At 50.2% G+C, this 18,564-nt stretch carries 17 protein-coding genes; 6 read left to right on the top strand and 11 right to left on the bottom strand.

Going from position 1 to position 18,564, the window contains the following annotated elements:
* Positions 1–62: 62 nt before the first annotated feature.
* The 3 genes from E4L36_RS14540 to E4L36_RS14530 form a co-directional block, all read right to left on the bottom strand.
* Entirely contained in the window at positions 63–818 is a 756-nt protein-coding gene (locus E4L36_RS14540) for a hypothetical protein (protein ID WP_136681199.1), read from the bottom strand.
* Between the two features lie 125 nt (positions 819–943).
* Positions 944–2,239, bottom strand: a complete 1,296-nt coding sequence (locus E4L36_RS14535; RefSeq protein ID WP_136681198.1) for a HAMP domain-containing sensor histidine kinase — start codon at positions 2,237–2,239, stop codon at positions 944–946.
* 62 nt (positions 2,240–2,301) lie between these two features.
* On the bottom strand, positions 2,302–2,679 hold the full coding sequence (locus E4L36_RS14530) for a glycine zipper family protein (protein WP_127693832.1): 378 nt from the start codon (positions 2,677–2,679) through the stop codon (positions 2,302–2,304).
* 155 nt (positions 2,680–2,834) lie between these two features.
* Between E4L36_RS14530 and E4L36_RS14525 the strand changes: the two genes are divergently transcribed.
* Both E4L36_RS14525 and E4L36_RS14520 read left to right on the top strand, forming a co-directional pair.
* Positions 2,835–3,512 carry a response regulator transcription factor gene (locus tag E4L36_RS14525; RefSeq protein WP_127693833.1) on the top strand — a complete coding sequence of 226 codons (678 nt, stop codon included), beginning with the start codon at positions 2,835–2,837 and terminating at the stop codon, positions 3,510–3,512.
* A gap of 170 nt (positions 3,513–3,682) precedes the next feature.
* On the top strand, positions 3,683–4,573 hold the full coding sequence (locus E4L36_RS14520) for a halocarboxylic acid dehydrogenase DehI family protein (RefSeq protein ID WP_136681197.1): 891 nt from the start codon (positions 3,683–3,685) through the stop codon (positions 4,571–4,573).
* Positions 4,574–4,625: 52 nt separating this feature from the next.
* On the opposite strand, the gene E4L36_RS14515 is transcribed toward E4L36_RS14520, so the two are convergent.
* Both E4L36_RS14515 and E4L36_RS14510 read right to left on the bottom strand, forming a co-directional pair.
* Entirely contained in the window at positions 4,626–4,940 is a 315-nt protein-coding gene (locus E4L36_RS14515) for an antibiotic biosynthesis monooxygenase (protein WP_136681196.1), read from the bottom strand.
* A gap of 47 nt (positions 4,941–4,987) precedes the next feature.
* A complete protein-coding gene (locus E4L36_RS14510; protein WP_136681195.1) occupies positions 4,988–6,070 on the bottom strand; it encodes an alkene reductase in 1,083 nt (360 codons plus the stop codon).
* A gap of 780 nt (positions 6,071–6,850) precedes the next feature.
* On the opposite strand from E4L36_RS14510, the gene E4L36_RS14505 reads away from it, so the two are divergent.
* Positions 6,851–8,596 (top strand): DUF6035 family protein, encoded by a 1,746-nt coding sequence (locus E4L36_RS14505; protein WP_136681194.1) that lies wholly within the window; start codon positions 6,851–6,853, stop codon positions 8,594–8,596.
* Between the two features lie 575 nt (positions 8,597–9,171).
* Here E4L36_RS14505 and E4L36_RS17920 read toward each other — a convergent pair.
* Genes E4L36_RS17920 through E4L36_RS14485 form a run of 3 tightly spaced genes read right to left on the bottom strand, consistent with a single transcriptional unit; the run spans position 9,172 to position 10,692 of the window.
* A complete protein-coding gene (locus tag E4L36_RS17920; RefSeq protein ID WP_240770779.1) occupies positions 9,172–9,588 on the bottom strand; it encodes a zinc-binding dehydrogenase in 417 nt (138 codons plus the stop codon).
* Positions 9,589–9,602: 14 nt separating this feature from the next.
* Entirely contained in the window at positions 9,603–10,157 is a 555-nt protein-coding gene (locus E4L36_RS17915) for an alcohol dehydrogenase catalytic domain-containing protein (protein ID WP_206064572.1), read from the bottom strand.
* Between the two features lie 31 nt (positions 10,158–10,188).
* Positions 10,189–10,692 carry a lactoylglutathione lyase family protein gene (locus tag E4L36_RS14485; RefSeq protein WP_240770751.1) on the bottom strand — a complete coding sequence of 168 codons (504 nt, stop codon included), beginning with the start codon at positions 10,690–10,692 and terminating at the stop codon, positions 10,189–10,191.
* 102 nt (positions 10,693–10,794) lie between these two features.
* Between E4L36_RS14485 and E4L36_RS14480 the strand changes: the two genes are divergently transcribed.
* The 3 genes from E4L36_RS14480 (at position 10,795) to E4L36_RS14470 (ending at position 13,682) form a co-directional block, all read left to right on the top strand.
* Positions 10,795–11,682, top strand: a complete 888-nt coding sequence (locus tag E4L36_RS14480; RefSeq protein ID WP_136681191.1) for a LysR family transcriptional regulator — start codon at positions 10,795–10,797, stop codon at positions 11,680–11,682.
* 112 nt (positions 11,683–11,794) lie between these two features.
* On the top strand, positions 11,795–12,865 hold the full coding sequence (locus E4L36_RS14475; protein WP_136681190.1) for a low specificity L-threonine aldolase: 1,071 nt from the start codon (positions 11,795–11,797) through the stop codon (positions 12,863–12,865).
* A 10-nt stretch (positions 12,866–12,875) separates the two neighbouring features.
* Complete coding sequence (locus tag E4L36_RS14470) at positions 12,876–13,682, top strand: AraC family transcriptional regulator (protein WP_136681189.1); 807 nt, start codon at positions 12,876–12,878, stop codon at positions 13,680–13,682.
* Positions 13,683–13,797: 115 nt separating this feature from the next.
* Here the strand turns inward: E4L36_RS14470 and E4L36_RS14465 are convergent, their stop codons facing one another.
* The 3 genes from E4L36_RS14465 to E4L36_RS14455 form a co-directional block, all read right to left on the bottom strand.
* Positions 13,798–15,939, bottom strand: coding sequence for a choice-of-anchor I family protein (locus E4L36_RS14465; protein ID WP_136681188.1), 2,142 nt, complete (start codon positions 15,937–15,939; stop codon positions 13,798–13,800).
* 115 nt (positions 15,940–16,054) lie between these two features.
* The gene (gene gcvA / locus E4L36_RS14460) at positions 16,055–16,954 is read right to left on the bottom strand and encodes a transcriptional regulator GcvA (RefSeq protein ID WP_136681187.1); all 900 of its coding nucleotides are present in this window, start codon (positions 16,952–16,954) and stop codon (positions 16,055–16,057) included.
* Positions 16,955–17,042: 88 nt separating this feature from the next.
* Positions 17,043–18,539: a CoA-acylating methylmalonate-semialdehyde dehydrogenase gene (locus E4L36_RS14455; protein WP_136681186.1), complete on the bottom strand. Its 1,497-nt coding sequence runs from the start codon at positions 18,537–18,539 to the stop codon at positions 17,043–17,045.
* Between the last annotated feature and the right edge of the window lie 25 nt (positions 18,540–18,564).

The raw sequence follows: 18,564 nt of genomic DNA, 5'->3' as shown, positions 1-18,564 counted from the left end.
AAAGGTTTATGGACAGAAAAGCAACGCGGAGTTTTATCAGCAAGCCCCGCTTTATTTGTGGATCAAGCAGAGTCTTTCAGCTTACGGCGCGCAATGCCGGCTATAACTATGCCTCCGCCAACAAGGAAGCCAAAGGGCACTGTCGGTATGGCTGCTGCCGCTGGGCTAGGCACGGTGAGAAGCGGCGAAAGGACATAAAGATGACGAGCGAGATTTGAGTTGCCTGTATTTGCCCAATTTTGATCGATTTCGCCCAGATCCCCAACCGCACACCCTGTACCCGCGAAGCCTAGCGTAAAGCCTACTACTCGCTGCCCGAAAGCATCAAAGCCTGTGAATGCAAATTGGCTTGATAAAAGCACATTACCATTCTCGTCATATAGCATGGGGTTAGCTAAAGGGACTGCACCTCCCGAGAAGAGATCTGAACGGTTATTGGCAACAAGGTTTCGTTGCGTGTTGTAGATTGGGGCCACGATATTGTTGTTAAATGCGCTGCCAGACGCTGCAACCGTATCTGTGATCACGCCTAACGCGCTGCTGCTTTCGTGAATATACAAAGCTTGCCAGCCGTTAATACTGCTCGTCAGGCTGCCTGCAGCGGCGGCACTTGTTGCGTGGTTTTCAATTGCGGAAACGGGCACTTCAACTCCACCTAGCGGCCCACCACAAAAGTAATCTGTCGTGCTTGTTGTAAAGACAACAAAAAACTCATCCCCCGGAGTTAAGCCGGTGGGTATAAGATTTGCTGGGGCATCTAACGCAACGGCGGTTCGGCTTAGTAAGCACAATATAATCAGGCTTTGTAGGAAACGCACAGATAAAGCTCCTTCTTCATAGTTTGGCCAAGATCATATCCCATTCAAACAAAAGAAATGAAGCGATAAAGGTACACATTCGTAATAGGGAGGAACCGTTTGCTTAAACTGGCTTTCACGGCCGCCTAAACTTTAATTACCACGCGCACAGAAAACCTATCAGGGCTAGGTTGCTCGGCTACGATTGAGCCGCCAAGTGTGTCAATCACACGCTTCGCCAGCGCAAGGCCGATACCCAGCCCACCGGAGTTGCGACTACGGCTTTTATCCGCTCGATAAAATGGCGTAAACAGCTGCGCGATCACCTCTGCTGGAATTGCATCACATGGGTTCTCAATGGTCACCGCAACGCTATCGGCACTCCTGCATAACGTGATCTTTACATCAGCTTTTGTATAGTGATGTGCGTTACCCACAAGATTGCCCAGCGCTAACGTCAGCAGGGCTTTATCTGCCATCAAAACGACAGGCTCGGCGGGGAGTTCAAGGTTGATTTGGTTGGCATTGTCATAACTCCGGCACAAATGTGTCAGCAAGCCATTGAGATCCACAGGTTCAAGGTACAGCTCATCCCTTTCGATGCGACTAAACGCTAGCACCGCCTCCGTAATATCCTCTAGCTGCTGCACATATTGATCTAGCCGCCCTAGCCCCACTTGCAAAGATGGCTCATCTGCTTTTGCTGCCAATAGATCAAGCGCAAAACGGATACGTGCCACTGGCGTGCGCAATTCATGGGGGATCGCTGCAATCATCACTTGCTGCTCAGACACGAGCCGTTGGATCTGTTCCGCCATCGAGTGAAATGCCTCACTGATATTGGGCAATGCCTTCATCGCCTCTTGCGGCAACTGCGTTTGCTGCAACCCGGTGAACTCAGATAGGGCCACTTCCAATGCGCTCAAGGGTTTGTTTAGCCGATACAGCAGATAAGCGATGCCCAAGAACATGGTCAACAAAACCACCACTAATGGCCCGATAAGCAAAAACAATAACGGCCCCTCAAGGTCGGAGGGATCAACCCACTCGCTCTCCCCTTCTTTAAAGCGAATGAGTTGTCCCTCCTGTGGACTGGGGTAATAGGTATAGAAATCTTCGTCGTCCGTTGCCATAAAGAAACCTGTGATCGTCTCTTCAATCGTAAACGGCTCACTCTCTTCAGGGAGCTCCGACGTCTTTATTAACTCAGCGCTTAACTCAAAGTAACTGTGATACGCTGCCAATAGTTCTGGCCACTCATCAACGGGCGCCGCTGCCAGCTTTGGACGCACCACTTGATACTCAAACGCACTCTCTTGGCGAAACTCGATACGGCTAAAGTCCGCAAACTGCGGGACCACAACGATCGTTAAGATCGCTGCAATCCCTAACGCCATAATCAAACAGATACCAAGATAAGCTTTGATAAACAGTCGGCGCATTCAACGTCTCCAGCCAGCGCTAAGTTAAAGAGCGCACTGTAGCACTATCTTAAGCGTACCGACTAACCAACGACTTTGTGGCCACGCTGTTTCATGCAGCTGATCACAATATTTTTGCGCTCATCACGGGTCTCCCACGCACGGCCACCGCTACCTACCGCAGCGCCAACAAGCGCGCCACCCACGATATCGCCGGTATCACCGCCAGAGCCTGCCAGTGCGCCTAACGCAGCACCTAACAGCGCTTCACTTTTAGTATCGCCATTAAGGTACTCGCGTTGCTCCGATAACTTCTGACACGCGGCCAAATCTTGCTGAAAACGCAGATCCTTTGGGCCATCAACCAGCGGCGTATATTGGCTAGATGTATTGGCGCAGCCAGTTAGGAGTAGTAATGCAAAAGCGCTAGCGGATAAGGTAATATGGTTGCTCAGTTTCATCGTAATTCCTCTCGAGTTAAGTGTTGCAAGCTTCAAGCTGCATCCTGTGAATGAGAGAGATAATAGCGCTGAGCCGCGCGGGAATAAGTTGCGTTTCGGTGAGCAATTGTAAGGGTTTGTAAGCCGCTTCGGAAAAACAGTAAGGCAACTGCTAAATGAGCACTCCACAACAGATTCTGCTCGTCGAGGATGACGCGCCACTTGCCGAAATGATGACAGAGTTCTTAACTCAGGAGGGCTATCATGTCTCCTGCTTCATGGATGGCGATAGCGCCTTCCAAGCACTCGATACCAGCCACTATGATCTAGCGATTTTCGATCTTATGCTGCCGGGGCGTGATGGGCTTGAACTAAGCCGCCAACTGCGTAAAACCAGCGACTGCCCCATCTTGATATTAACCGCTAAAGACGACGATATGGTTGCCGCGGCATCTTTACAGCTTGGCGTCGATAACTATCTCCAAAAGCCGATCCGGCCACACCTTTTGCTAGCCCATATACACGCGTTGCTGCGCCGCGTGCAAAACGGCTCCGCGACACCGGAGAACCGCTTACAGGTCGACCTGCACACCTATGAAGCCCACCTAGATGGCCAGCGCTTAAACCTGACTAGCGGTGAGTACCAGTTGTTAGCTTATCTGTACGAGCGCCACGGCGATATCGTCCCTAGAGAGCAGCTATACCAAGATATACGCGGCATCCCATTCGATGGCCTCGACCGCTCTATCGACCTACGTATCTCGACGTTGCGTAAAAAGCTTGGTGATGAATCCGCCCCCTACCGGCACATCAAAACCATTCGCGGTAAAGGTTATCTACTGGCGCTGAACTGAGCCTGCGCCTTGCATAAAGCGGTAAAACGCTCTCCTACATGTAGCCACGCAGCTCACAGCGGTGTTAGTGTGCGGGTATTCCGTCTGTTTACCACATAAAAATAATGCGCTGCAGGCCAATCTTCGGTTACCACGGCCAAGCCCTCCAGATCAGACTTGGGAGTATCCACATGCGTCAGATGAAGCCACTACCCCGCCTTAAACCCACGCCACTACCGAGCCTTAATATTGTTCCAGAAGTCGAGGCACGAGGTGATCTCAAACGTGTTTATGAGGATACCAAGCAAATACTCGGCGTGCCTTGGATGGGCGTCGTCACTATGGCGTTTGCCAGTTACCACAATTTTTACGAGGTACTTTGGCAAGGCATTCGCGAGACGTGTGGTACAGAGCAGTTCTCTCAAGCCTGCATTAAGCTGCAAGAGTATGTGGAATTACGCGCTAAGGAGATTCCAACAACGGATCTTTCAGATACGCTAATTCAACAGGGATACTCAGAGCGCGAGCTTGGCCAAATCATGGCCACTATAGAGGTCTTCGCGAAGGGCAACATGCCGTATCTGCTCATTGCATCACTGACCCGCGCAATACTAGAGGGCCACGAGTTACCCGTATCACCAACATCTGCGGCCCCAATGCCCAAACCAACCGAAAAATTAGCACCATTACTCCTAATAGAGGAGCACCATGCTACGCCTGACCTTCAACAGGTTTATGCAGATATAAAAAGCACACTGGACCTGCCGTTCGTGAACACAGATTATCGTGCGCTAGCACGTTGGCCCAGTTACTTTACGGCAGCATGGAAGGACCTACAGCCCCATATCGATACACCGCGTTATGAGCAGATCCTTACCGATATTCACAGCAAAGCGCTCGACATCATCTCAGAGCTACCAGTGCATGAGGGCCTGAATACACAGACCCTAATCAATGCAGCTGCGCGTGATACTAACCGCGAATCCGTTTTGCGTGTCGTTGAGCTATTTCAATACCTATTACCGGGCTTGATCACCAACGTCGCGGTCTTCAAACACCAGTTGGCTAACATACATCGCTGATGCAACAGCATCGCAGCTGAAGGCGCTGCAATATCAGCGCGATCGTGCAGGTTTAAACAACCGCAGGTTGCAGTAGCTGTAAGCTCACCGATTCCAACCACGGCTCAACCGTCTGTTGGAACGCTTTTAAATGCGCCGTTTGAAAGAGCCCCTCAAGGTGATCAAGGCTTTCCCATTGCTCTAGCAAGGTGATCGTATCCATACGTTGCGCCGCTTGCCTTGCCACCGTATCTGCCATATCAATCGTCGGTAAATACTGGTAACAACCCGCTTCTGCTAATACGTCGTCACGAATATCCAACAAGGCATCAAGCACTTGTTGTTTCTGGCCGGGCTTTGCGGTGATCGTCGCTACTAGATGTAACATGCTTTTTTGCTCCAAAAAAAAGCGGGAGTTAACTCCCGCCGTTTAGGTTATGCCGTTGCTGAGTCTTGCAGCGTGGGGTAATCCGTGTAGCCTTCAGCACTTTGCGTGTAGAACGTTGCAGGGTCTGCTTCGGCTAGTTCTGCGCCCACTTTAAAACGCTCGGGTAGATCTGGGTTAGCAATAAACGGGACGCCAAAAGCGATGGCGTCCGCTTCACCACTGGCAACCGCCGTGGCCGCCTCGTCATGGCTGTAGCCCATGTTTAGGATTAGATTGCCTTGGTAGTGCTCGCGCATCGGGCTCACCACATCGCCCTGCTGAGCACCAAAGAAGTCGGTACGCATTAGGTGAACATAAGCGAGGTTGTAATCATTTAGGCGCTTAGCTAACCATGTGATTAAACCAACGGGATCGCTATCACGCATATCGTTAAAGCTATTTAGTGGTGATAGGCGCACGCCAACTCGGTCACTCCCCCAGACATCAACCGCCGCTTCAATCGCTTCGAGTAGCAAGCGCGCACGATTCTCAATGGGGCCGCCGTAAGGACCTTCGCGGTGGTTTGTGCCATCACGCAAGAACTGATCCAGCAGATATCCATTCGCGCCATGTACCTCAACACCATCAAAACCCGCTCGTTTGGCGTTTTCAGCAGCGGCTCTAAACTGCGCGATAATTTCTGGCAGTTCCTCATCTGAAAGCGCACGCGGCTCGGTGTAGCTCTTTTTGCCTTCGGGCGTGTGCACCTCTTCGTTAGCAATCGCTATCGCGCTCGGTGCAACCGGCACACGGCCATCATTTAACAGCGGATGACACGCACGGCCGCCATGCCAAATTTGCAGAACAATTTTGCCGCCTTTCGCGTGTACCGCATCCGTAACACGCTTCCACGCCGCCACTTGTGCATCCGAGTAGATACCCGGCTCACGCCAGAATGCAGAGCAGCCTTCAGCGATCATCGTGGCTTCTGCGATAAGCAAACCTGCTGATGCGCGCTGAGCATAGTGCTCGGTCATAAGGTCAGTGGGGACATGGTCTGCATCCGCACGTGTACGCGTCAGCGGGGCCATAAGAATGCGATTATTCAGTTCGATAGCGCCCAGTTGTAAGGGGCTAAACAGTGTATTCATCGAAAATCCTCGAATCTGTCTGCGGTTTTAGGCCGGCTTGTGGCGCCTAAATTGATTAACTCAGCTGCTATTACAACAAGTGATAACATCACTGGGTAGAGAGGAAAAAATTGAAACGGTTGTAACGATTAGTAATAACCAACCCGAATTGGACAACCACATTTTGTTGAGCGTTACTGATCCCACAGCGGCGAAAAATCTGGTGCAGCGATTCGGATGTAGTGAGTACCGAAACTGAGTTCCAACTTATTAAAATCGCTCTACCATCGATGGGCTCTAAGGCGCAGAAGAGTTTCCAAAAAACTGAAAAGTCATGACCTTTATCCTTTACTGGAACTACTGCGCTTTGTACAGTGCAGAGAGCGCTGGAGTTGAACTACGAAATTTACAGAGAGAGATTAAGCACTGCATTCTGCGGTATTAGTAACCAAAGCATCATCAGAAGATTGTATCTATCCGAATTCTGACCCGCACGAAGCGGCCTCTAGTGATTTCCTTATGAACCAAGAAGGAGTGATTAAACACATAATAATGAATGCCAAATTTCTGACACTCTCCACCTTCTTTCCGCAGTAAATAAGAGACATTATGTGTTATTACGATTAGCATAACGCTGCTATCGTTACTCTTGCCACTTCACTTATTGGGGCATTGGATGAAGCTGCAATAAACCTATTTATCAGGGCTCAATAACACGCAAAACATCCAAGATAAATAACTATCGAATAATAGCTTAGTAACCAGAGACCGTATTGATAAATCGCCGTATCAAGGAAGAGAATGAAAATACAACTGATAGACTATTGGAACGGATCAACTTACGACCCCATTAATGGAGTTGATTTTTTTGAAGAGCTAAGTCAGAAGGCATATCAACGGCTCAGGATGGAAATAAATGACACAAGAAATTCAGGAGCGCCCCCCACTCTTCGCTGCAGCTTGTGTAAAGAACCACTTTACATCAGATCCAAAAGCCTATCAGATAAACACGAGTATTTTCCGAGTCACCATAAGGCTCTTTCTGAGGAACAAGAACTCTGCCCTCAAAGAAGTCACTCTCATATCCCAATAGAAGTTATACGAGCGCTCAAATATCAAGGTGCAGCTGAAAGCAAGCTCCATCATGACTTAAAACACCGTATAGCTGAAATCCTCAGGCTAGATTCAAGTATACCTAGTGACACCATATATATTGAGAGAACAATTAAGGTTAAGGGGGAGTGGCGAAAGCCTGATGTTCAAGTCTCTCTCGATGGGCTTGTAACAGCCTTCGAAGTTCAAGTATCTACTGAAATGGCTCCAATGATTTCTGTCAGACAATACTTCTATCAGAAATTCGGTCGAATAATCTGGGTCATGCCTCATTTTGACCCAGGAAAAATACGACAAAGCCAAATTGATATTGCTGTCACGAACAATGACCACTTGTTTGTGTTAGATGATGAGATGATCCAACTGAGTGTTGAAAGAAAAGAGTTGCACCTTCGTTGCTGGATTCATGTGCCCTACAGAAATGCCAGTCGTTTAGAGTACGAATGGCAACAACAAACGATCGGTCTCTCTGATGTTCAATTTAAAAACGGACATCCATATGTCGTCGATGTGGAAGCAATAGAATCCGAAATTAAGGCAGAATGTGAACTGATCGAGGAAAAAAAGCAGCCTACTACTTACCCAACCTATACAAATAAAGTTGTGCCCTCACAAAGGCGGCTATGGGGTAGATGGTCTAGTATTTGCGAATCAATCACTGACGATGCTATTCAAAAGCATCTTATTTCCACTATAACCAAAAAGTATCAAAAAGGTAGCCAATCCTCCCACCTTTTAGGAATCCTCTTAAGACTATACGGACTTAATTGGAAAGACCTACAGTGCAAGGATACTACTCTAGCTTTGTTACAAAGTGCTGCAGACGGGCATCTTCATTGGGAAAATCAATCTTGGAAATGGGCTGGCCATCAAGTATGTCAGAACCACTCTAGGTGGTTTTCTCCTTTCCTTAAACTACTGAAGAAAAGCAACGTATGGCCTCTAGATGATCTGATCGAGTCAAGTATTTTTCAAGAAACCTATAGAGACTTAAAGAAAACCCCCATCTACTTAACATATAAAGAAAAAAACCTACTATCGTTAATGTTTCCCGATACGTTTGAGGGCACAGAAAATAATCCAATCAAATATAATCTAATTGATTTCGAAACAAATGGCTTTTGTTATACAGCTGAGCTTAGGGCAAGAGAAGAAAGTGATATTCTCGATGTTGTTTTTTCAGATTTTGATGGCTATAAGACAGCCTGCTCAAGGGAAGAAATTTCCAAGGGACTGGTGAGTAGGGATCTAGAACGAATGATACATTACCACACTAAATCCAACCGTTGGTTACCAATGCCAAACCTACCACCTAATGCTGACTATGAGGCTATAAACTTTCCGGTGGGTAGCACAGGAAACGATAATTTCTTTGATAAAATAGATTATCAACTATTAACTCTAGAAAAAGAACTTCGAAGCATTACAAGTTAATAGGCGGCCAGAGAAAATCAGATCAACGTGCTTAGCTGTCAAGATTAAAATGACTTTTCCCAGCTTTAGAGCCACTTCTTCGATGAGATTTTTCATCCTATGCTGCTTTGTTTTTAAATACCACTGGTGACATATAACACAACGAGCTATATGGCCTGATATGGTTGTAGTGATCTCTCCATTGATTGATTTCCCACTCGGCTTCTTTAAGGCTTCGGAACCAATGCTGAATCAGGCATGCTCTCCTGAACTTATCATCTAAGCTTTCTACAAAGGCGCTCTGAGTTGGCTTCTCTAGCTGGACAAAAGCCGGCTTTGCACTGTTTTCCTTACTCTAGAAGAACATAGCTTTACTAGTAAATTTCAGTTCTGTTATCACAAACGATGAGTTTAGGGAGATCTTTGATCTGCTTCAGCTCATCTAAAAAGCGCGCAACACCGGTCCCTGAGATCAGCACACCCAACACACGCGAGCAGGTAAATGCGGTGTACTACCGCAACACCAGCTTATCGCGGCGCATATCTGCGTTTCTCGACTTTATAGAGCCGCGCCTAACCTTAGCGAGCAAACTAAATTAACCGGTGATCCGCGCAACCACCTTGCCCAGCGTGCGCTGCTCTCGTAGTGTCATCAACGCATCGCCAATATCATCAAGGGCGATGACATCAAGCTGCGGTACACGGATTGCGCCCATCTCTAATAACGTCGAAAACGCGATACCCGCACGTACGATACTGTTGCGCCCTTTGGCACCATTAACATGGCCAGAGCCTAAACTCAGTTGGTGAAAGCTCAACCCTTTGAGGAATGCACCGGGATACTGCTGTGCATTGATTGTGTCCACCAGCTCCACCATCTGCCCTTCAAAGCCAAGGCTCAGCGCGGCCAGCTTGGCATTCTCACCGCCAACCGCATCTAGTGCCGCTTCAACACCCTGCTGACCTGTAATTTGCATCACCTGCTCGGGAATGTTTTGTGTGCGGTAGTCCAGTGTGTGGGTCGCACCTAGCGAGCGCAGATAATTGTGCTTTCTGCTGAGCCCGTGGCGATAATCGTCTCCACATCAAACCGGCGCGCCAGCTGGAGCGCAAAGCTTCCCACACCACCGGCGCCGCCCATAATAAGCAAGCTGTTGTGGGGGACATGAAGCTTGTCAACGAGTGCACGATACGCAGTCCAGCCTGCACAAGGCGTTGCTGCTGCGAGTGTTGATGCCACATTGGAGTGTGCGATTAACGTGCGGGCATCTTGGATCGAATACTCAGCAAAGCCACCATGCGCTCGGCGCATATCCCCGTGGTACAGCACGTAGTCGCCCACTTTCCAATCGGTTACTGCATCACCTACAGCGCAGATCTCCCCTGCCACATCCAAACCGCCGACAAACTGATCATCCATATCTGGCACCATGGTATGCCAGTGATGAATTTTCGCATCGACGGGGTTAAGCCCCACGGCATGTACTTTTACGCGCACATCATATGGGCTCTTGATGGGCGGCAAAGGTAACGTTTGCGTAACAAACCGGTCGCGATCTTTGCTGTAAGTAATTGCTTTCATGTAGCTTTTGTATCCGAATCTCAATTAAAAATTAGCTGGTGTATGCGCCACTTGAGTAGTGCAGCTCGTAACTATGGCTGTAGATCTCAACGATGTTGCCAAACGGATCTTCCATATAGATCATGCGGTAAGGCTTCTCGCCGGGGTAATAGTAGCGTGGTGCCGGCATCCGCTTTTTACCGCCAGCGGCGACGATTTTCTCGGCCAGCTCCTCAAGGTTGGGGTCTTGAACACAAAAGTGGAAGACGCCGGTTTTCCAATACTCAAAGTTATCTTCTGGGTTCTCTTGGTTTTTAAACTCGAACAGCTCAACACCTACCCGGTCACCGGTGGATAGGTGGGCAATACGGAAACGCTCCCAGCCTGCGCCGAATACATCGGTACACATCTCACCAATCGCCGAGTCATCTTCGGTGATCTCAGTGGGTTCCATGATCAGGTACCAACCCATCACTTGAGTGTAAAACTCAACGGCTTTCTCAAGATCAGGTACTGAGATGCCGATGTGGGAAAAAGTACGTGGATAGGGCTGCATAACGTTCACCTCATTCATATCTGTTTCGATTGAGTGAAAGCATAATGCTGCGATACAATTACATAAAATTATGATTTATTTTTATTTTGATAACCTAAAATTATGATAAATCCAATATGGTTGAAAACCTTCCAAACGCTTGTGGAGGTGGGCCACTTCACCCACACCGCGGAACAACTTTTTATGACGCAGCCCGGTGTAAGCCAACATCTGCGTAAGCTTGAGGAGGCCTGCGGCCACCCCCTTATCCAGCGCGAGGGCAAGCGTTTCGAAATCACTGAGCAAGGCCGAGCTGTTTATCGCTATGCGCTTGAGCAGCAAGCCCAAGAGGCCGAACTCCTCGCCAGCCTAAGCGAAGACAACCCGCATCAAGGCATATGTAAGCTCTCCTGCTCTGGTGCCGTAGCCATGCGGATCTATGCGCCAATGTTGGCAAAGCAGCGCCGCCATCCAGGCCTACGCATCGAGCTGGAAGCCGCGCCCAATACCCGCATCATGCATCAGGTGCGTGAAGGTTTGATCGATATGGGCATCGTAACCAGGGCGCCAGAAGAGGCGCACTTTAAGGTCGAGCCGATAGGGAGCGAAACACTCTGTCTCGTCTTACCTAAAGCTCATACCGTGGATCAGCCAATCGCAAAAGCGCTGGGCCAGCTGGGCCTGATTGAGCACCCCGATGCGATGCAGTACCTAGCGCTCTACTGCAACCAGTGTGGCGATCCAGAGCTGGCTAACTTGCCACTGCATGAGCTACCACGCACAGGCTACATCAACCAGTTACATCAGATTTTACTACCCGTCGCGCAGGGGTTGGGTTTCACGGCACTGCCCTACTCAGCCGTTGAGAGCTTCGCAGATCAAGACGCGCTGGCAACCCACTCACCAAACCATGCGGTGGTTGAGCCTCTGTTTTTGATCACCAAGCGGCACCGAGAACTGCCATCACGCTTCACCGCCATCAAGACCCTGCTGCAAGCACTGCTCGGGTAAGCGCCGTTAAAACCGGCCAAACGCGCCTAAGCTGCAATATTTTACAATCCACGATCACCTAAACGCGCCATCATCTCTTGCAAACCCACAGGCTTACAGGAACTCTCTTGCTATGGCATCCAACGACTCATGTATTGAAGATACCGTTAGTTTCACCAGCGATAACATCGCCGCTGCCGCACCTGAAATAGTGCAAGCGATGGCACAAGCCTGCCAAGGCAACGCGCAACCCTATGGCGGCGATGCCCTTACGCAAAACGTTGAAGCGCAGCTTAAAGCCATCTTTGAGTGCGATCTCCAACTCTTTCTGGTGCCGACAGGTTCGGCGGCCAACGCCATCAGCCTTGCGGCATTGACTCCTCCTTGGGGAGCGATCTTGTGCCACCAAGAGAGCCACATCAACAACGACGAGTGCGGTGCACCTGAGTTTTTCACCGCAGGTGCCAAGCTTGTTGCCGTTGCAGGTACCCACGGCAAGCTCGATCCGCAAGCACTTACCCAAGCCGCCCGCAACAAACGGGGCGATGTTCATTCTGTGGAGCCAACCACCGTGAGCATTACGCAAGCAACCGAGGTGGGCAGTATCTATGCGTTAGACGAGCTGAACGAGATAGGCCAGATCTGCCGTAATGAAGGGCTAAAGCTACATATGGATGGCGCACGCTTTGCCAATGCGCTGGCGGCGCTGGGCTGCACACCCGCTGAGATGACGTGGAAAGCCGGGGTGGATGTTCTGTCATTCGGTGCCACAAAAAATGGTTCCTTGTGTGCGGAAGCGATCATACTCTTCGACAAAAGCTACGCCCAAGAGATCGCGTTTCGCCGTAAACGCGGTGGCCACTTGCTCTCCAAAATGCGTTTCCTATCCGCGCAGATGCACGCCTATCTGGCTGATGATCTGTGGCTAACCAACGCGCGCCACGCCAACCTGATAGCGGCAAGGCTAGCAGCGGGTTTGTCGGCTTTGAGTCGCGTGAGCCTTATCGCACCAACCGAATCCAATATTATCTTTTGCCGTATGCCGACTAAGATGGTCGCAGCACTCCAGCAGCAGGGTTTTCAGTTCTATCACGACCGCTGGGGAGATGGTATTGTGCGGCTAGTCACCTCGTTTGCGACCACGCAAGCGCAGGTTGATTCATTTATAGCAGCGGCAGCACAACTCAATCAAAACACCGATTAGCTCAAAATTTATGAGAGATCAGATCCAATATCAGCATATCGATGCAAACTCCGACCTGATACTCAGCGAAGGCACCTACGCCAACTTTGCGTTTAAGCCTCACTATCATCTGGATTACCATATCGGCATGGTGGTTAAAGGGGTGCAGCGCCAGCAGTTTCGTGGGCGCTCGGTTCTGCTGGGGCCGGGCAGAATCTCGATTATGCCACCGGGCGAGGTACATGATGGCAGCGCGTATCAACAAGACGCCTACCAGATGCGCACGTTTCGTATCGCGCCCACCCTACTCGACAGCTACCTGTGCGAGCTACAAGGCTGCGATAACGAAATCAGCTTTGCAGGAGCGATGCTGGAACACCCACAGCTCGCTGGCCGCCTAGACCAACTATTTGCCTCGTTACAGCACACCCGCCAGGCAACACTATCCAGTGAGACTGCTTGGTTTAACATTTTTGAACCGCTGTTTGCAGAGCTTAAAGCAGTTAAGCCCGCTACGGTCTCTGGCGGCTTAACCCAGACGCAGATGCGATCGATTCGGGAGTTTTGCGAGGCCAATTTAGCCAGCAAAATTAGCTTGATGCAGCTAGCCAGCTTGTGCAGTTTGAGCCGCTTTCAGTTGCTGCGCCGCTTTGAGCGTACTGTTGGCCTAACGCCTCACAACTGGCTCACACTCTTACGACTAGAGCGCGCCTGCTTACTGCTAAAACGCGCCACACTCACACTTGCTCAAGTCGCAATGGAGGTGGGTTTTTACGACCAAAGCCACTTTGTGCGCACATTTCGGCAGTACTACGGTATTGCACCATCAAAGTACTGAGCAAAGCCTGCATAAACAGCACAATAACCGCTGCTACTTTCTCCTCTTTTGGTTACTCCTCCCAATAAAAAAAGGCGCCTCGCTGGGCGCCTTATAAAACGGTTAACAATGCCGGTTATTTAATCTCGTAAACACTCGCTGTGCCGGATACTTCATTACCGACAATCAGCAGTGCCGCGCCCGTTGGGCTGTGTTCTGCAGCAACAAACTTCATGCCCTCCGGTGCCAAATCGCCAGCCGCTGATACGTTGTTTTCGATATCTACCTGATAATCACGGTTGGTGAGGTAGTTCACAAAGACCGGCGCTTTAGGGTTAGTGATGCGGTACTGCATGATACCGCCCACACGCTCTAAACCGATAAATGCGTAAACTTCGTTACCGACCTTACCAATCGCGAGCGCTTCAGGCTCTGGACCTTTATCGTCGGAGCGGTTATCGAAGCCGTTCTCATCATTGTTGGCATTAAAGCCCATCTCGCCCAACACAACCGCTGTGGTTTGTTCAAAGTCATCACCGGAATCAAACACCAGCTCGCCGCTATCGGCATTGAAGATTGAGAATGAACGGGTGCCAAACGCCACCAGCTTAGAGTAGCTCTGGCCATCTTGGTTTAGGCCTTCAGTGGTGATCGCTTTAAGGCGCCCCAGTACGGCACTATCTTGCAGCATGTCGGCGTCTTGGAACACGCTGCTATCCAGCGTGAAGTCTTTGATGCGCGCTTCATCAATCCACGAGATACAGTCGCCATCATCATAGGTATGACCGGCTTGCTCGCACTCGCTTTGCGTTACGCCATCATAGATGTACTCACGCGAGTCGCCTTCGTTTGCCGTCACAAGATAGTTAACCCCATCAACACGGTAGCTTGCGACGGTATCTGGCATGTACGCACCGTAAAGGTTGCTGTAAGTGCGGATATTAATAGCGTCATCTTTGTTGCTGGCATCTAAGCCGTTGCCGCTTACACTGTGATCCTTATAGCCAAGCCCCCAAATGCTATCGACACGGGCTGTTGCAAGGTCAATCACGGCGACCGCGTTGTTCTCTTGCATCGCAACATAGGCTTTTGTGCTATCACTGCTAACGGCGATGTACTCAGGTTCTAGGTCTTGAGCAACCGTCGCATTTGGATGTGAGATACGTACCATCGAACCCAGTTCACTCGCGCGCGAGCCACCTTGGTTGAAATCGCTAAAGGTGATTTGCGTGGCGGTATCTGCAGCAACGCCGTTGTCGATCGCAATCAACGTCACAGAGCCTTCTGGATCATTAGTGTAGTCGCTTGAAGGTTCACCTTCGTTAGCTGCTAGCGCGTATTTTCCATCAGCAGAGAACACGACGTTATCAGGCAGAGCACCAGCGATGACGGCTTTCTGGAACGTCGCGGTCCCGTTCTGATCTAAGCCATAAAAAGCCACAGCACCTGCTGCTTGCTTATCGTCATTTTGTACCGCAATCGCCAGTAGGTCGTTACTGATAGCTAGGCTATTGATGCCACCAACACTGAAACCTGACAACGCTTGCTCAACATCTGCCGTGACATCCAGTTGGTGACGCAACGTGAGGTTAGAAGTCGATAGCGGGTTCAATAGCGGCTGCGAGCCAAGGGTTGCGGTGTCTAAAATATCAACCGTGCTGTCCTTTGCATTGATCAGCAACACAGACTCACTGGCTTTGTGGTAGCCGACAATCTCCGCTTGGCTTTTATCTAACTGCTGATCAGCAGGCACATAACGGCCCACCAAATTCATGGCGGCATCGCCACTTAAGCTGTTGAGCGATGTTTGCAAATGGCTCACTGCATCCTTTGCGGATACCGTGAGATAGGCATCGATAGCAGCGCTATCACGCCAATCACTAACGCTAGCTGGTAGTGTATCTGGAATACTCAGCGCGATACCGTTTTCAGCCACACTATCTGCATCCAAACTTTGCAACAGACGCGCTAGATTCACCACGGCGGGGTTGTACGCAGAGCTAGCACCAAAAAGATCCAGCGGTGTAATCGTCTGCTGAGCTTTCACAGCGGGTAATTGCAGGTTACCAATAGCGAAGGTGACCATCTCGCCAGCTTGGTAGGTAAACTCACCGTTTGCATTCGTTTCGCCTGATTGGCTTGGCGTGCTGAAGCTCAGCCCCTGCACAGGAGAATCGACAAATCGGCCTGTGAGCGTTTTGTCATTATCGTTGTTACAACCGGTCAGCAAAGATGCCGCCAGTACGCTTACAAACAAGGGGGTACGTCTAACCTTCATGATATCCTCACACTTAGCTAACCTAAATTTTTGAATATCTTATGGCACTAATGTGACTGTTCTGTGACGTACAACGAAGGAAACTTTGGGTTTCCCACGCCTTCGCGGTTTTGCTCTACATGCTATCAATATCTCGGGTATGTTCCGCTTCTTCCAAAATCCAATCACGGAAAATGCCTGCATGAGGGTGTTCATACTGTTTGTCAGGGCTGACCAGATAAAAGGCTTCTGAGGCAGGAATACGCTCTTCAAGCGGAGCGGTCAAACGGCCCGACTCAATCAACTCAGCCACCAAAGAGGTTCGCCCCAACGCGATACCATGGCCTTGAACTGCCATCTCAAGTCCGGTAATCAGCGTATCCAATTGGATGCTCTGGTCTGAATCGATATGGGGGTAGCCGGTCTGACTTAGCCAATAACCCCACCCCTCTTCATAGCCGATCACATGCAGCAAGGTGTAGTTGATTAAATCCTCGGGGGAGCTTGGCAGTGTGTCACCAATACTGGGGCTACAGACTGGTATAAGCTCATCCCAAGAGAGCCGATCGGCACGAAAGCCACGCCAGCTGCCCTTGCCGTAGCGGATGTCTAAATCAGCATCTTTTTCGCTCTCTTCAGCCCAGATATTACTGGTGAAACGCAGCCCTACACTTGGAAACTGCTCACGGAAACGGCCAATTCTCGGCGCTAACCAGTTGGTAAAAAACACCAGATTTGTTCGTACGGTTAACGAGCGGTCACGCCCGCGCCCAAACAGCTCATCCGTTGCCACAGCAAGGCGCTTAATCGATTCATGCACGACTGGCAGATAGGCTAATCCCGCTTCGGTGAGTTCAAGGCCACGCGGAAGCCGCTTGAAAAGCGTAACTCCTAACTGAGACTCAAGCCCCTTAATCTGCTGGCTGATCGCAGCCTGCGTCATATTTAGTTCGGCCGCCGCTTGGGTGAAGTTCAGATGTCTTGCAGAGACTTCAAAGGTACGCAGCCAATTTAAGGGCGGGAGTCGTTTTTTCATCACTCGATCCTACGGAGCTAATTTTATTATCGATACTGGCGCAAGCAGGCCTACAGATCTGTAAGCCTGCCATGTGGGCTGCGCTAGCCTACTTCATTGTTGGCATGGAGAACTCAACACCTTCACGCACACCCGCAGAAGGCCAGCGTTGGGTGATGGTTTTACGCTTCGTGTAGAAACGTACACCATCTGGCCCATAGGCGTGTAGATCACCGAACAATGAGCGTTTCCAACCGCCAAAGCTATGGTAAGCCACCGGTACCGGCAGGGGAATATTGATACCTACCATACCGACTTGAATATGATCCGAGAAGTAGCGTGCAGCTTCGCCATCACGTGTAAAAATACATGTGCCGTTACCGTACTCATGATCATTGATCAGTTGCATCGCCTCATCCATGCTCTCAACGCGGACCACTTGTAGCACCGGCCCAAAGATCTCCTCCTGATAACTCTGCATCGCTGGTGTCACACCATCGATGAGAGTTGCACCGACAAAGAAGCCCTCTTCATAGCCGCTTACTTGTGGTGCTCGGCCATCCACAACAACGGATGCACCATCCGCTTCGGCACTATCGATATACCCAACCACTTTCTGTTGATGTTGGCGAGTAATAACCGGACCGAAATCATTGCTGCTATCGCTGTAAGCCCCAACTTTCAGGGTCTGCATGGCATCACGCATCTTGGCAACCAACGCATCAGCCGCAGCATCCCCCACAGCAACAGCCACCGACAGCGCCATACAGCGCTCACCAGACGATCCGAATGCCGCGCCCAGAAGTTGGTTAACCGCGTTGTCCATATCCGCATCTGGCATCACGATAGCGTGGTTCTTCGCGCCGCCCAGCGCTTGGCAACGTTTGCCGTTGGCATTAGCTGTCGTGTAGATATATTCTGCGATCGGCGTTGAACCTACAAAGCTCACCGCTTTGATACGCTCGTCGGTAAGCAGTACATCAACGGCTTCTTTATCGCCATTCACGACATTGAGAACTCCCTCCGGCAGACCCGCTTCATGCAGTAGCTGCGCAATAAATAGGGTGGACGATGGGTCACGTTCAGATGGTTTCAGTACAAAGGTGTTGCCGCACGCAATAGCAAGCGGAAACATCCACATTGGCACCATCGCAGGAAAGTTAAATGGCGTGATGCCCGCAACCACACCCAGTGGTTGAAACTCGCTCCACGAGTCGATGTTTGGGCCCACGTTTTTGCTGTATTCGCCTTTGAGCAGCTCTGGGATCCCGCACGCATATTCAACATTCTCGATACCGCGTTGCAACTCACCTGCCGCATCATGGCTGATTTTACCGTGCTCTTCACCAATCAATTCGCAGATGCGATCAGCGTTCTGCTCCAGTAGCTCTTTGAAGCGGAACATAATACGGGCGCGCTTAATAGCCGGCGTGTTACGCCACTGCGGATATGCAGCTTCGGCAGCAGCAATCGCCTCTTCCACCGTCTGCTTTGACGCTAACGCCACTTGCTTAGATGCAAGGCCAGTTGCAGGGTTAAAAACCTCCTGCGTACGGGCTGCATCTGTGTTGATTTGGCCGTTTATTAGATGTCCAACAATGTTCATGGGTGTTTCCTCAAGATTGAATCGA

It is taken from the genome of Neptunomonas sp. XY-337 (genome assembly GCF_004959845.1).
GTDB lineage: Bacteria > Pseudomonadota > Gammaproteobacteria > Pseudomonadales > Balneatricaceae > Neptunomonas > Neptunomonas marina.
Note: the sequence above shows the minus strand (reverse complement) of the source record. Positions and strands in the feature narration are given on the sequence as shown.

Excerpts from the sequence above, each read along its gene's own strand:
- E4L36_RS14535 (WP_136681198.1), bottom strand. The coding sequence starts at position 2,239 with ATGCGCCGACTGTTTATCAAAGCTTATCTTGGTATCTGTTTGATTATG.
- E4L36_RS14530 (WP_127693832.1), bottom strand. The coding sequence starts at position 2,679 with ATGAAACTGAGCAACCATATTACCTTATCCGCTAGCGCTTTTGCATTA.
- E4L36_RS14525 (WP_127693833.1), top strand. The coding sequence starts at position 2,835 with ATGAGCACTCCACAACAGATTCTGCTCGTCGAGGATGACGCGCCACTT.
- E4L36_RS14520 (WP_136681197.1), top strand. The coding sequence starts at position 3,683 with ATGCGTCAGATGAAGCCACTACCCCGCCTTAAACCCACGCCACTACCG.
- E4L36_RS14515 (WP_136681196.1), bottom strand. The coding sequence starts at position 4,940 with ATGTTACATCTAGTAGCGACGATCACCGCAAAGCCCGGCCAGAAACAA.
- E4L36_RS14510 (WP_136681195.1), bottom strand. The coding sequence starts at position 6,070 with ATGAATACACTGTTTAGCCCCTTACAACTGGGCGCTATCGAACTGAAT.
- E4L36_RS14505 (WP_136681194.1), top strand. The coding sequence starts at position 6,851 with ATGAAAATACAACTGATAGACTATTGGAACGGATCAACTTACGACCCC.
- E4L36_RS17915 (WP_206064572.1), bottom strand. The coding sequence starts at position 10,157 with ATGAAAGCAATTACTTACAGCAAAGATCGCGACCGGTTTGTTACGCAA.
- E4L36_RS14485 (WP_240770751.1), bottom strand. The coding sequence starts at position 10,692 with ATGCAGCCCTATCCACGTACTTTTTCCCACATCGGCATCTCAGTACCT.
- E4L36_RS14480 (WP_136681191.1), top strand. The coding sequence starts at position 10,795 with ATGATAAATCCAATATGGTTGAAAACCTTCCAAACGCTTGTGGAGGTG.
- E4L36_RS14475 (WP_136681190.1), top strand. The coding sequence starts at position 11,795 with ATGGCATCCAACGACTCATGTATTGAAGATACCGTTAGTTTCACCAGC.
- E4L36_RS14470 (WP_136681189.1), top strand. The coding sequence starts at position 12,876 with ATGAGAGATCAGATCCAATATCAGCATATCGATGCAAACTCCGACCTG.
- E4L36_RS14465 (WP_136681188.1), bottom strand. The coding sequence starts at position 15,939 with ATGAAGGTTAGACGTACCCCCTTGTTTGTAAGCGTACTGGCGGCATCT.
- gcvA (WP_136681187.1), bottom strand. The coding sequence starts at position 16,954 with ATGAAAAAACGACTCCCGCCCTTAAATTGGCTGCGTACCTTTGAAGTC.
- E4L36_RS14455 (WP_136681186.1), bottom strand. The coding sequence starts at position 18,539 with ATGAACATTGTTGGACATCTAATAAACGGCCAAATCAACACAGATGCA.